Below are 13,580 nucleotides of genomic sequence, written 5' to 3'. Positions count from 1 at the left end.
GTTACTAAGGCAATATGAACCCTATTATAACTTTTCACATTTCCTGCATTTACCAAATGGTAATTTCACAAAAAACGAATAAATTATATTAAAATTCGAACACAATCCATAAGCCCAATGGTTGACAACATTTTGTATTCGGATTTTCCAAATTATTCCTTGCAGCTTTATTTTTTTGGCACACTAGTGCAACCGGTTGCATAAATCAGAAGCTTAACAAAAACTATTAACGTTATTAACCAAGTAAACTATGACAAGAGAAGAAATTCTTAGAGAAGACCTAGCCTATTTAGCACGTGTAAAAGAAAACATGGAAAGACTAAACAAACGCTAAATGTAGCCGCGTGAAACTATTCACATTGTGAAACAAGAAAGCCTCTCAAATCTGAGAGGCTTTCTTGTTTATCAGGCCTACCTTTTCCTTCAATGAGAGTATAACTTACTATAGTCCTTCGGTAATTTATCAACCGCATCACCTCGCTTGATTGGCTCATACCACTGAAAGCTTTGAGCACATAACAGACGAACACCGTCAAAGTAAACTCCACACCCCAACGCTTGCCCATCTTTGGATAGGATATTATCCCTGTGCCCCTTTGAATTCATCCAATTTTGGACACATCGCTTAGCTACTGACAGGTACGTGTCTTGTACATGGATATAGCCAAACTCATATAAGATATTTTCTGCTGTGTGAGGGTTTTGTACTCCCGCCATTCTCGCCCGATCAGCAGGCTCTCTACGTTTTGAATCAAAAGGATTGATGTGGGCATAAAAGTTTTTATCCCCCATTTCTTTGGTATGCAGAAAGGCTGCTGCTTCCAGCTCTACTGAATAGGCTAACTTCGAAAGCCCTAATTTTTCCCTTTCCATATTGGTCAGAAAAAACATAGCGGCACTTAACCTTCCGTAATCAATTTGTTTGATATTAAATTTTTCCTGAAAAAATGGATGTGACACTACATCCGAGTCTTTAAAATCCTGGTACTGTTTCTCACTCCACTGACCAAGTGCCTTTACAGAACTCAGCAGAAAAAAGAGTGTGAAAAGTGAAGAAGACATGTTTCTTATCATAGAAATCAATGCTTGGGTTGAGGATTAATGCAGCACTCTAATCGCCTAATTGCTTTAGCGTGATAATATTGACCTCAATAAAAAATCTAGTTATTTGTGAAATCTCGTGTTGGGCTGCACTTTTTGGTATATACCCCCCTAACGTACAAACGCATATCAAACGTATGAAAAAGACAAAAGAAAAGGGCAACGCAAAGCGAAGCCCCTTTAAATCTTAGTTAGTAACCCAAAAACTAACTATTTCTCATTGCTACTTTCTACTATGAACCCTTTAGAGCGGGAGACGAGATTCGAACTCGCGACCCCAACCTTGGCAAGGTTGTGCTCTACCAGCTGAGCTACTCTCGCTTTTTATATTCCTTGGTCAGCAGTATTTATACAATTTAATACAGTGTTACCCTACTAGTTTTTTGTACAAATCTCCTAAATAATTGCAAATCAAAAAGATCGTTTTACAGTCTTCTAACTGTTATCTGAGCGGGAGACGAGATTCGAACTCGCGACCCCAACCTTGGCAAGGTTGTGCTCTACCAGCTGAGCTACTCTCGCTTATATTTTTTGATGTTAGGCCATCTATTCTGCCTTAACGGGGTGCAAATATACGACTAAATATTACAAAGCAAATACTAGCAATATCTTTCATATGATGTTTTATCTAAACAAACCTTAATAAGAAAGCTCCTCCAAAAGGTCACCCTATTTTTGGGCACAAAAAAAGAGTACCGGAAACCAGCACTCCTTTCACATTTCTCATTGCTACTTTCTACTATGAATTTTAGATGAGCGGGAGACGAGATTCGAACTCGCGACCCCAACCTTGGCAAGGTTGTGCTCTACCAGCTGAGCTACTCTCGCTTTTTTTCAATTGCTTACATCAAATATACAATCATACTTTGATCATCCCTACATTGAGATTTCAAATAAATATTAATAAAATTATATTTTAAATTAACCTGCTATAAACGAGCGAATTCAACAATTGTTAATGTCACGGTTATTTTTAGATTCAATTGATCTCCAACCCATTGTAACCCACATTTTCAATCTTTCAGGTTGGTTTCATTCTACACAAAAAAGGCAGAAGAGTCTCCTCCCCTGCCTATATATCATATGAAAATATTACAATATTTAAGATTCACTTTCTTCGACACCTTGTAACACTTCCTGCATCCCCAAACCTGTACACAGCTTAATGCTTTTAACCAAATACCAAAGTGCTAATGCCATTACCAACATTGCTGGCAATACGATCACAGGCCAACTCAAAGCTGTCATCTGACCTAACTCTTCATTAAATGCTACAGATCCTGGTTCACTTTTGATCAATACTTCAGCCAAAACAAAGTTGAGTATTGCCGATAAGAAAAATGAAAGTCCCAATAACCAAGAAGTAACCACCAGTTTCTTTCTGAATAATTCTCTGGTGCCATTTTTGTCCAACAGGTTATTAATCAGGTCAACTTTCAGAAGTTGATCATTATAAAGCATTTTCTCCACCAATGGATAAGGAGTGAATATTGAAATGATAATAACCAGTCCAATTAGCAATGGTACAGCTGCTTCTTTGATAGCAACCCATTCTTTTGGCAATTGAAATAATCCAATCGCTCCAGTCAATAAGACACTGATAAAACCTAAAATAGCCACAAAGTTAACTTTCTTGTTCGTGGCAAAGTCATAAATACCATAGCATACAGGAAATGCTAGAGCGACTATTAGTCCTTTTTCAGGGCCCAAGCTCCCCTCATCACTGAATTTTGATAGAATAATGGCAGGAATCAGGATATTAACCACCAGGTTCATAAATGGGCTTTCCTTCTTGGCTGTCTTTTGTGATGTCATATTTATGTTGATTGTGTTTACGCTAAGCTCATGCAAAAATTGAAGTGAGCGTACAAAATTAAGAAAAATCCCTGTTATACAGGAACCTGTAGAAATTTGAACTCAATTTTGGGACACTCCTATATGAATCCTTCACTAAGCTAGTTATTTAATTATATAAATTTTTATTTTACTTTTTCTTATAAGGTAAATAGATAGGGATTAAGTTCCACTACTCCATATACCTACTGACAGTTAGCTGTACTAACATTATAATTGACAGTAACATCATTATTTAAACAACTAAAACCATGAAAAGGTACTTGTTGCTATTTGCTATCTACCTGATGACAGGTACTGCAACTTGGGCACAATCCGACTCCAAGACAGTAAAACTTCCTCTTAACACCCAAAAGCGTGAGATGTTCCCTAGCATTACTGACGATGGCAAAAACCTGTTTTTTGCCTCTGATCGCAATGGTAAACTCTCATTCTTTTTAAGCCAAAACAAAAGAGGCTCTTGGAGCGAACCAGAAGAACTCATTCCTACAAGCTCATTGGACAACATTACAGCTCCATTTGTAAGCTATGATGGAAAGATGATTGTTTTTTCGGCGACCAAGGAAACACGGACAGGAACAAACTCGGACCTTTATTACATAGAGAAGTATGGAAAACGCTTGGGTAAAGTCCAGCCATTTGATTTACCTATCAATACAGATGGGCATGAAATGTTTCCTTCTCTATCAGCTGACGGCAAAAGCCTTTACTTTGCCCGAGTAGATGCAGGTGCCGATTACCTAAATATCACATACTCCATCTATGTTTCAGAAAAAGACCAAGATGGAAAATGGCAAGAGCCTGTCAAACTACCAGCTCCTGTCAACATCCATAATGAAAAGGCTCCCCGAATATTAGCGGATAACAAAACGCTCCTGTTTTCAGCAGAGAGTAGTACTGGCAACAAAGATTTTGACGTCTATGCTACTGTTAAGCAAGATGGCGGCACTTGGAGCACGCCACAAGAGCTTACCTTTATCAATACCCAAGAGGATGACCTGCCACCTGCTATAGACTTACAAAGCTATACAGCCATTTATTCTTTGAATGATGACTTGGTTTCATTTTCAATCCCAGAAGGAGAGCTTCCGACCACATCTCCAGTTGAAATTCCAGTTGCTATCGCCAACAATTCCAAGGTACAAACCCGTAATGTCACGGAGGAAGATGCTTGGGATATGGGAGACTTGGACTTTGATGTAAAGCAATTTGTAAAAAAGCCTAGGTACTTCGCATTACTGATTGGTGTTGATGAGTATCAGGATCGTAAAATCAAGTCCTTGGACAAACCCGTTCATGATGCCACGAAGCTTAAGGAAATCCTGACCAAATATTACCTCTTTGAAGAATCAAATGTAACCTTGCTTACCAATCCAACCCGTGCAGATATGGTTGACGCTTTGGATGCACTGGCTGAAAAAGTAAGTTTCAATGATAACCTTTTGATCTTTTATGCAGGACATGGTCATTGGGTTTCCAGTGGTGGCGGATCAAATGGAGTTGGGTACTGGTTACCGTCAGACGCAAAGAAAAAAAGCACCGCCAATTGGTTCAGGAATACAACACTGAAAGAATACATTGGCCGTATTCAGGCAAAGCATACACTTCTGGTTTCAGATGCCTGTTTTAGTGGTGGTATATTCAAGACACGTGCTGCATTTGATGAAAGTGAAGACCTTTTTGCTGAAGCAGATAATGCAGTCAGAAAATTATACGAATTACCAAGCCGAAAAGCCATGACAAGTGGTGCCTTGAAAGAAGTCCCTGATGAGAGTGTCTTTGTTAAGTACCTATTCAAACGCTTGGAAGACAACAAAGAAAAATACTTACCGGCAGAAGTACTTTTCAGTAGTTTTAAGATTGCGGTTAGTAACAATAGCCCTAACGTTCCTCAATTTGGTGTCATACACGATACCGGAGACGAAGGTGGGGATTTCATCTTTATCAAAAAGTAAAAAAGGAAGAGGGACAATTAATATTGCCCCTCTTTTTTATAACCTATTATTCCTTTCATAATCAAAAATTGTGCAGCCATATAAGTCACCATAATAACTAAAGATGCATATGGAAAAGGTTCTATAAATCGACTCACAGCAATACAGCTATCTGATAGCATAAACAGCAATGCTCCACTAAAAGTGTAGCTAAAACTGCTACTGCTTACTTTTCCCAATCGGTTAAGCGCCATAACAGCCATTCCCAAGATTGATATTTCATACAGCGGTACAGCGACCTTTAATACCACACCCAAAGAGGGGAGTAATAGCCAATACAATCCTACTCCATACAATATAAATATGCCAATCCACCAAGGCTGCCTGCTAAGCAAGCTACTTTTAGTAAAAGATCCACCAGCATTCCAAAAAGTAATCACATAAGCACATTGGGCTACCAAAAATGCCGCTAAGCCCGCTGTAAAGAAATGTTCCCCTTTATCTGTAAACATCAGTAAGACATCTCCCAGCCAAGAAAATACGAAAGCACCCAACAATAACTTATAAACAGTTGCCTTTTCTACAGTCCAATGCTTAACTGTGAAAAGGATTATCCAAACCATTATCAGTGGCTTAAAAATATAATCCAACAGAGGCAACTCCAGTACCCTTCCTGTCAAATCTCCAGCAACAATAACAGCACCTGTCAAATACCATATAACAGCAGTTGACTTATTAGCTTCAACGACTTTTTGCATAATAATCAGATCAAAAAAGTGATTGGTGAAAATATTCTAACAACGTCTGATAATAATACAAAATCAATTTTTCTATTTCTTAACAACTGTAAAAAAATACTCAAAATTGAGTATTTCCAAGTCTATAAAACCTCCGCATCTTTGTATAGCAAGTTCAACCGGAACAATGCATATCAAATCAATTGGCATAGGTAAGTCAATTATTTTGCCGTTGCCCCAACCCAGACAATAGCAAGATAAAAGCACTTAACTGATGCTTTCCAATCACTTATTTCTTCACAAAACAAATCATTTATTCAACCATGATCAAAAAACTATTATTGGCTGCATTGTTCGCAGCCAGCACCCTGATTGCTACTTCGTGTAAGTACGAGGAATCTGAGGACGTTGCCGAGATGCGTGCGGCAATGGTAGAAAAAGTTTTGGCTGATGCAGCTCTTACAGAAGCTAATGCTGCAGTAGCAGCAGCTCAAGCAGCTCAAGCTGCAGCTCTAGCCAAGGCTCAAGAGCTTGCTAATGCTATAAAAGAAGGGGCTCAAGCGGAAGAAATTGCAAAACTCCAAGCTGAAGCTGCTAAAGCTGCGGCTGAAGCAGCAGCTGCATTGCAAGAAGCTCTTAATGACTTAGAAGCTGCCAAAATTGAAGCTGATGAGATAATTGCCAAAGCAAAAGCTGAAGCTGAAAAAGCGAAGAATGACCAACTGATAGCTGCTTATGAAAACTATGAAATGGCTCTTGATGAGTTAGCAGGAATAACTAGAAGAATACTAAAAGAAGCTGAAATTTCGATCAAGCTAGGAGCTGCAGAAATAGAACTAGATGATGAAATTTCCAAAATTGATGATGTCATCACTACCCTTAATGATGTAGATGCTCCTATGCTAGTAAAAATGTTAGAAGATGCTGAAAGCAGATTAGAAGAACTTGTTAACTCTGACTTTGCTGACCAGCTAACCGAACTTGCTGCATTAAGAGAGCAAGCTAGAGACTTAGAAGTTGAAATGGATAAAGAGGAAGCGAATAAACTGTCTCTAGTTGATGATGTGAAAACAACAGTAAGCTCATATAATGATGCACTGACTGCATACTACGAAGCTAAAGGAGAGATACTAGTTGAAGACTTATCTGATTATACTTATAAAATGGTTGAAGTAGATGATGAAGATGGCTTCTCAATTGAGTCAGATTGGTCAAAATCAAGCTCAGATTTTGAAGGTTCATCAGCGGAGACACTTGCGAAATACGTTTATTATGATGACGTAATCGAAGCTTTTAATAATATATTCAATAACGGTCTTACTGGTGGCTATGGTGACTATGGTTATTGGGGATCTGAAGGATTCTACTATGATGCAGAAACGTTACCAGGCAAAGTATATGGCTACCTAGATCTTGATAACAGCGGTTACATTGACGGCTTTGAAAGTGATATGGGGTTATACGAGCTAAAATCTATTTTAGAAAATGATTTTGGAGGTGCATTCAGTGAATCATTCTCTGACTCCGACCCAGATGATGCTGACGATGGACTCGATATTGCCAACCTTACAGAATTGCAGGACTTTAGAGATAATATCTCTTCAATGATTACAGCTATTAAAGCTGAGATCGGTTCTTCTACAGTTGACCCAACTGACAAAGACTACATTCTTGTGATTGATAATGGTACAGACATTACATTCCGCTCAATTGATTATACAGATGCTGTCCCTGCTTATGCTAATGCCAACGTTTCAGATATCCCACAGGATATTCTACTTGACAAATTAGAGCAACTATCTGAAGCAAAAGTAGAATATGACGGTCTAACAGGCTTTATTGAAACTGTTTCAACTCAGTATGAGAGTGCTATTTCTACAGCTGAAACTGAATATGATGACACATGGGAATACAACGCAAATTTTACTACTATCAAATCTGAATATGATGCAGCTGTTGATGCACTAAAAGCCTTGGAAGATATCGTAAAAGAAGGTGAAACAGGTTATGAAGATGCTGAAGATGCATATTTTGACTTTGAAGACAATATTATTGCTCCTCTTCAGAATGAGTTGAATTTGGTATCTCAAAAAATTGTGGCATTGGAAGAAATAGAAGAAACACTAATGAATCTAGAAGATGGAGTTGATGCTCTTGCTGACAACAACGATTCTTGGATCACTAATGTCCAGTTGGTTGATAATTACATCGCTACAAGAGAATTGGAAGATGATGATTATGATATTGAAATAAGCATGCTATCACTTATGACTGAAAATGTCGACTTTAAGTGGTTTGCACTTGATGGAGATGACGAAATCGACATGGACCTGGTTGGTATCAAAGGTATCAAGCTCTTACAGATGCAAAATGCACATCAAGTGGAACAGCTTGGTAAAGTTAAGCAGAAAGCTGAGAAACTGCATGAAAGTATAGCGAGCGAGCTTGAAACTGAAATAAGCTTGAGCGATATGGTAAAAGCAGAACTTGAAGAAAGAAAAGTACTGAAGCAATCTGAAGCAGAGACATATAAGCAAACTATTCTTGAATTGTCTGGTGGCAACCAATAAGACCTCAATCTAGATCAATCAAGAGGTAACAAGCTTTGCCTTGTTACCTCTTTTGGTAAAGCTTTTAAAAGCGACTCCACTTCACACCAATTATTCGACTTAAAAATGATCAGAATATGAAGAAAATATTCACCTGGCTGACAGTTATTGCCTTGCTCTGCTGCTTTGGTGAACTGTCTGCTCAGGAATCAGGTAGCGGTACTGCTACTGCCTTCCGACCTGGAGCTGGCATGTTCTCTGTAGAAGTTAGCTACGGTAAGACTAATACTGTCATGCTTGATTACGATTATGTTCCTGTAAGCGTAACCAATGGTAACGAGACTGCTCAAAGATGGGTCATGCCCTACCCTGTTGGCGTAAACCTTGATCAGGCATCTGATGTCTTTAGTGTAAGAGGACGTTATTATGTGCAAGACCGTATTGCTGCTCGTGTAAATTTGGCTTACTCTATGACACATGTACCCGGCAATGATGGTATGGCAGGTGTTTTCACAGATGGACAGACACTTATCCCAAACATTGCTTCAACTGATGAGCATTTCTCTCGCAACTTTATCTTTGAAGGTGGTGCAGAGTACAACTTTACAACCAGTGTCAGCAGACTGGTTCCATATGTAGGTGCTTCGTTTAACTTCACTTATAACAATATGGATATCACTGAAGTACCTGGCTTCTATTATGATGGTACAGAAATCGTAATGGAAGAACCTGACTTCGGTACCCGTGCACTAAGCGTTATGGGTTGGGGTGGTAGTATTGTAGCTGGTGCTGACTACTACTTTGCAGAGGGGTTTTTCGTAGGTGCAGAGTTTAAAGCTGGTAATTTTATGGTGTACAAGTCTGATGCCTTACCTATGCCTGGTGCATCTACTGCCGAAGCCTATACAGAGCAACTTGACTTTATCTCACAACCGAGTATCAGAGTTGGGTTTACTTTCTAAAAGTTATATTTAGTATCATAAAAAAAGGCTGAATCTCTACACCGAGATATTCAGCCTTTTTACTTTATTCACTTCTTAATCTTTTATAGCCAATTACCCGATCCCCTCTTTCTCCTATTTTCCGATAATAGACAATGATATCATACAGGTTCTTTGTCAAACGGAAACTTCCTTCAACTCGCTGGTCATCACGTTTTCCATCAGGCTTTAGGATGGTATACATATAGTCGTACAACCCTTGCTTCAATATGGCACTGCCCATATACACTCCTTGATCAGGAAGGTAAGTCATCCTAAACTCATCCTGCAATTGCCAATCCGTAAACTTACCTAGCAGATAGATATCTCCCTGTACTTTATCCATCTTCAATGTAAAAACCACTTCCTTATAATCAGCTTCTATCTCACTGTTTTGCCTTCCACTCAACTGGACAAAGAAACTTCCATTCAAGTCTTGCTGCTGTTGATTAAAGGCCTTGTCTCCTCTTTTAATATCATGGTAAAGTACAACCCGATCCATACTACTCTCACTTCCGTCTGTAATGGTTTTAACGTTGAGACCTGCACCTGAAAGATTTCTGAAACCGAATGTCCTGAATTCGTTTCCAGCTAAAAAGGCATTCTCAAAGTCAAAATAATTGTAATCCAAAGTATAGTCTGTACTTCTGATAAACCGTGGTTTCAGTGCCATAATAGCATTGTCCCATCTTTCATTCTGTCGTAGAGTCACCCATACATTTCTATCAGGAAAAGGAATATCCAAACCTTTATAGTTTACAGAAAAGTTGACCTGATGTAGCTCATTAGCAGCTCCGACACCCACAGGCACTTTCAGTTCCGCCATGATGTGTGCCCGCTCCTCATAGGCTACAAGTCTTCTCGTTAAGATCAGGTCATCCTCATCACCTTCCCTAAATACTTTCAGTATATAGTTCCCTGAACGCCTTATGGCAGGAAGCTGAAGACTGAAATGTGTATAAGGTGTTGGTGTATTAATTGAGTACTCATAATTCTGGATACGGAATTCATTATAGCTCTTCAAATATTCAAGTTCAGACAAATCCGATACGGTCCAGTCATGGTTACAGTGTACCAGTTTAGCCATATAGTAATCGGCATTGTCCCCTATCTCATCAAACTCCAGTATAAGTCTTGAGGTAAGTCCAATTGGTACCACAGGATCATTCATTTGTGCCTGTGATGTACCATCTGAATAATATAGTTGAACAGACTTTATCTGTGGTTCATATATAAAGTTTATAGGCATAAACTTCTTCTGCTGCCTAAATTTATCATCAGCCACAACCCATCTCGGTACTTCTTGTGAGTAGGCGTATACTCGAAATGTAAGTAACAGTAATAAAGCGGTACTGGTCTTGAAGAACAGGTTTAGGGACATTTTATATTTGGTGTTTTGATTGACGCGAAGTTTGGAATGCTTCCACATATCAGATTTAACAAACATGATTTGACTCAAATGTTCAATATAATATTTTGATTTTGTACTTTTCCAATCCAAAAATATATAACTACTTAAATAACTAACCGATAACTAGTACATGTAGCCACCACCAATGGTGTCTCGTTGCTATACACTTATCAGGACAAACGCATAAATTTAGTATAAAATGGCTGACATCAATCACGACATCGATCCGAAGGTATTGGAACAACTTGAAAAGCTTCAACTCAAATATGAAGCCATGGGACAGGATCTTTCTTCTTACCTTGATGGTCTACTTTACTCCAACTACTTGACATATTGGGATTATATCCACTTGGATACACTGCTCAGTTTGCAGAACCCTAGAACAGACTTCCCTGATGAAGAAATCTTCATCATGTATCACCAAATCACAGAGCTGTACTTTAAGCTTATACTGCACGAAATGGATCAAATCTCTTCTCAGGAAGCTGTAGAAGGGGCCTTTTTCCTAAAAAGGTTACAGCGTGTCAACCGTTACTTCCAACACTTGTGTGACTCATTCGAAATCATGATTGATGGAATGGATAAGGAACAGTTCCTGAAGTACCGCATGGCCCTTCTTCCAGCAAGTGGCTTTCAGTCTGTACAGTATCGTAAGATCGAAATTATGGCTACAGATTTCCTCAATCTAGTTGACCACAATTACATAGAGATGCTGAAGGAGCATACAACTATTGAAGAGAAGTTCCTGCACATCTACTGGCAACAGGGGGCTACTGAATTAGCGACTGGCAACAAAACCCTTACGCTAAAGATGTTCATGAAAAAGTACAAGCCTGAACTGATCGAGTTAGGCAAGAAAATGGAAGCTACCAACCTATGGTCACTATTCAGCAAGCATCTGCAAAATGATCCTTTGAAAGAGGAAATTATAGTAACGATGAGAGAGTTTGACCTGCTTGCCAATGTACTTTGGCCTCTGTCTCACTACAAATCGGCGGTACGTTACCTTGATGCTAAACCGAAAGAAATTGCAGCTACAGGTGGCACAAACTGGCAAAAGTACCTACCTCCAAGATTCCAAAGAAGAATCTTCTTCCCTGAGCTTTGGGAATCGGAAGAAAAAGAAGATTGGGGTAAGCATACCAAAAAATAAGGCTGTCCTTTCTTACAAAGCAGAAAGTATTAAGAAGCGAAAATCAACTTTTAGTGTTGACGATACTCATTTACAATATTTTGAGTAATAAATTCACTTTAAGTACTCCACTTAATTGTGATATAAACGCTTAATTCTTAATACTTTCTGCTTTTATTATTTATACATCATATATTACTGCTATTTAAAAGCGATACAAATAATACTTCTGTATTTGGATAGATTTAAGAAAAATTTTTATTTAGCAACAAAATACTCTGCATGCATAACAAATTTTTTAACGAGTAGTTGCTATTAGGGAAAGCAGATAGGAATTTAGACAAATAAAGAAGCGAGGGGTTCGCTATTGAAATGCTACCGTCAGGAATGGTTTTAACCAATACTATTTCCTGAAGAATCCTTGACCAACTACTATAAACAACAACACAGATTATATAGACAATGGAAAACCCGATACAAATTATCCAGCAAGTGCTGTTCGTGGTAGCACTGGGCGCTATCGGCTACCTGCTGTTCAAAAGGGGAAGCTTTATCTGGCGCAATATCACGCTTGGTAAAGACGTCAAACTTAATCCTGAGGAAAAAAGTGAACGTCTGAAAACCACTATGCTGATCGCTTTCGGTCAGAAAAAAATGTTTGCACGCCCAATGGTGGGTTTTATGCACTTCATGATCTATGCAGGCTTCCTGCTAATCAATATTGAAGTACTTGAAATTGTTTTGGACGGACTTTTAGGGACTCACAGACTTTTTTCATCAACTCTTGGTGAATTCTATTCGTTCCTGATCAACTTCTTTGAAGTAGTCGCTTTACTGGTGGTAATCTCATGTGTACTGTTTTTGGTACGCAGAAATATCCTAAGAATTGCACGCTTCCACAAGCCAGAAATGAAAGGCTGGCCTACTTCGGATGCCAACATTATCCTGATTTGGGAGATTGCCCTAATGTTTGCGCTTTATACGATGAACGCTACGGACAGCATCCTTCAATCAAGAGGCATTGCTCACTACCCTGTCGTAGGTCCTGATGGTTTTGCTGTCAGCCAGTTCCTGATTCCTATCTATAATGGTCTATCGGATTCGGCACTAGTTGCCCTTGAAAGAAGTGCATGGTGGGTACACATTATTGGTATCCTGTCATTTGCTGTATATATCACTTATTCCAAGCACTTGCATATTTTCTTGGCCTTCCCTAACACCTATTACTCTAAGCTGAGACCAAAAGGTGAAATGGACAACATGGATGCAGTAACCAAAGAGGTGAAAATCATGTTGGGAGAACCTGTAGATGAAAGTGGTGAAGAGGAAGAAGTAGGTACATTTGGAGCTAAAGATGTAAAGGATCTTTCATGGGTCAATATCATGAATGCCTACAGTTGTACCGAATGTGGACGCTGTACTTCAGAATGTCCTGCCAATATCACAGGTAAGAAGCTGTCTCCTCGTAAGATCATGATGGATACCCGTGATAGAGCTGAAGAAGTAGGACATAATATTGACAAACATGGTGCTGACCACGAAGATGGCAAGTCTTTGTATGGTGACCATATCACTAAGGAGGAATTGATGGCTTGTACTTCATGTAATGCCTGTACACAAGCCTGTCCTGTTAACATTGACCCACTTTCTATCATTCTTGAGATGAGAAGGTATGTTGCAATGGAAGAGTCAGGAACTCCAATGGAATGGAATGCTATGTTCCAAAATATAGAAAACAACCAAGCTCCTTGGGCTTTCCCTCCAACAGACCGTTTCAAATGGGCTGATGACCTGAAAGTTAAAGAATAGATTTTACGGCTGTTCTGACAGACTCCTATAATACAGTCTGCCAGAACAGCCTACCAAATAGAAAAACAACACT

The 13,580-nt window shown here is 39.0% G+C and carries 9 protein-coding genes and 3 tRNA genes; 5 read left to right on the top strand and 7 right to left on the bottom strand.

Going from position 1 to position 13,580, the window contains the following annotated elements; genetic code table 11:
• Nucleotides 1–423: 423 nt before the first annotated feature.
• The 5 genes from V6R21_RS08385 to V6R21_RS08365 form a co-directional block, all read right to left on the bottom strand.
• Nucleotides 424–1,074 (bottom strand): CAP domain-containing protein, encoded by a 651-nt coding sequence (locus V6R21_RS08385; RefSeq protein ID WP_334242653.1) that lies wholly within the window; start codon nt 1,072–1,074, stop codon nt 424–426.
• Between the two features lie 275 nt (nt 1,075–1,349).
• Nucleotides 1,350–1,422 (bottom strand) — tRNA-Gly (locus tag V6R21_RS08380).
• Nucleotides 1,423–1,550: 128 nt separating this feature from the next.
• Nucleotides 1,551–1,623, bottom strand: a tRNA-Gly gene (locus tag V6R21_RS08375).
• 233 nt (nt 1,624–1,856) lie between these two features.
• Nucleotides 1,857–1,929 (bottom strand) — tRNA-Gly (locus V6R21_RS08370).
• A gap of 273 nt (nt 1,930–2,202) precedes the next feature.
• On the bottom strand, nt 2,203–2,916 hold the full coding sequence (locus V6R21_RS08365) for a VC0807 family protein (protein WP_334242652.1): 714 nt from the start codon (nt 2,914–2,916) through the stop codon (nt 2,203–2,205).
• 290 nt (nt 2,917–3,206) lie between these two features.
• Between V6R21_RS08365 and V6R21_RS08360 the strand changes: the two genes are divergently transcribed.
• The gene (locus tag V6R21_RS08360) at nt 3,207–4,910 is read left to right on the top strand and encodes a caspase family protein (protein ID WP_334242650.1); all 1,704 of its coding nucleotides are present in this window, start codon (nt 3,207–3,209) and stop codon (nt 4,908–4,910) included.
• 17 nt (nt 4,911–4,927) lie between these two features.
• On the opposite strand, the gene V6R21_RS08355 is transcribed toward V6R21_RS08360, so the two are convergent.
• Nucleotides 4,928–5,647 carry a lysoplasmalogenase gene (locus V6R21_RS08355; protein WP_334242648.1) on the bottom strand — a complete coding sequence of 240 codons (720 nt, stop codon included), beginning with the start codon at nt 5,645–5,647 and terminating at the stop codon, nt 4,928–4,930.
• Nucleotides 5,648–5,949: 302 nt separating this feature from the next.
• Here V6R21_RS08355 and V6R21_RS08350 point away from each other — a divergent pair, with 302 nt between their 5' ends.
• Together V6R21_RS08350 and V6R21_RS08345 are read left to right on the top strand one after the other, a co-directional pair.
• Nucleotides 5,950–8,196 (top strand): hypothetical protein, encoded by a 2,247-nt coding sequence (locus V6R21_RS08350; RefSeq protein ID WP_334242646.1) that lies wholly within the window; start codon nt 5,950–5,952, stop codon nt 8,194–8,196.
• Between the two features lie 116 nt (nt 8,197–8,312).
• The gene (locus tag V6R21_RS08345) at nt 8,313–9,137 is read left to right on the top strand and encodes a BT1926 family outer membrane beta-barrel protein (protein WP_334242644.1); all 825 of its coding nucleotides are present in this window, start codon (nt 8,313–8,315) and stop codon (nt 9,135–9,137) included.
• A 64-nt stretch (nt 9,138–9,201) separates the two neighbouring features.
• On the opposite strand, the gene V6R21_RS08340 is transcribed toward V6R21_RS08345, so the two are convergent.
• Nucleotides 9,202–10,536, bottom strand: a complete 1,335-nt coding sequence (locus tag V6R21_RS08340) for a type IX secretion system plug protein (protein WP_334242642.1) — start codon at nt 10,534–10,536, stop codon at nt 9,202–9,204.
• A gap of 229 nt (nt 10,537–10,765) precedes the next feature.
• On the opposite strand from V6R21_RS08340, the gene V6R21_RS08335 reads away from it, so the two are divergent.
• Both V6R21_RS08335 and V6R21_RS08330 read left to right on the top strand, forming a co-directional pair.
• Nucleotides 10,766–11,719, top strand: coding sequence for a tryptophan 2,3-dioxygenase family protein (locus V6R21_RS08335; RefSeq protein WP_334242641.1), 954 nt, complete (start codon nt 10,766–10,768; stop codon nt 11,717–11,719).
• Nucleotides 11,720–12,172: 453 nt separating this feature from the next.
• Nucleotides 12,173–13,507, top strand: a complete 1,335-nt coding sequence (locus V6R21_RS08330; RefSeq protein WP_334244917.1) for a (Fe-S)-binding protein — start codon at nt 12,173–12,175, stop codon at nt 13,505–13,507.
• Nucleotides 13,508–13,580: the final 73 nt, after the last annotated feature.

The organism is Limibacter armeniacum, assembly GCF_036880985.1.
Lineage (GTDB): Bacteria > Bacteroidota > Bacteroidia > Cytophagales > Flammeovirgaceae > Limibacter > Limibacter armeniacum.
This window is presented reverse-complemented; position numbering and strand designations above follow the sequence as displayed.

Excerpts from the sequence above, each read along its gene's own strand:
- V6R21_RS08350 (WP_334242646.1), top strand. The coding sequence starts at position 5,950 with ATGATCAAAAAACTATTATTGGCTGCATTGTTCGCAGCCAGCACCCTG.
- V6R21_RS08385 (WP_334242653.1), bottom strand. The coding sequence starts at position 1,074 with ATGATAAGAAACATGTCTTCTTCACTTTTCACACTCTTTTTTCTGCTG.
- V6R21_RS08355 (WP_334242648.1), bottom strand. The coding sequence starts at position 5,647 with ATGCAAAAAGTCGTTGAAGCTAATAAGTCAACTGCTGTTATATGGTAT.
- V6R21_RS08340 (WP_334242642.1), bottom strand. The coding sequence starts at position 10,536 with ATGTCCCTAAACCTGTTCTTCAAGACCAGTACCGCTTTATTACTGTTA.
- V6R21_RS08360 (WP_334242650.1), top strand. The coding sequence starts at position 3,207 with ATGAAAAGGTACTTGTTGCTATTTGCTATCTACCTGATGACAGGTACT.
- V6R21_RS08365 (WP_334242652.1), bottom strand. The coding sequence starts at position 2,916 with ATGACATCACAAAAGACAGCCAAGAAGGAAAGCCCATTTATGAACCTG.
- V6R21_RS08335 (WP_334242641.1), top strand. The coding sequence starts at position 10,766 with ATGGCTGACATCAATCACGACATCGATCCGAAGGTATTGGAACAACTT.
- V6R21_RS08345 (WP_334242644.1), top strand. The coding sequence starts at position 8,313 with ATGAAGAAAATATTCACCTGGCTGACAGTTATTGCCTTGCTCTGCTGC.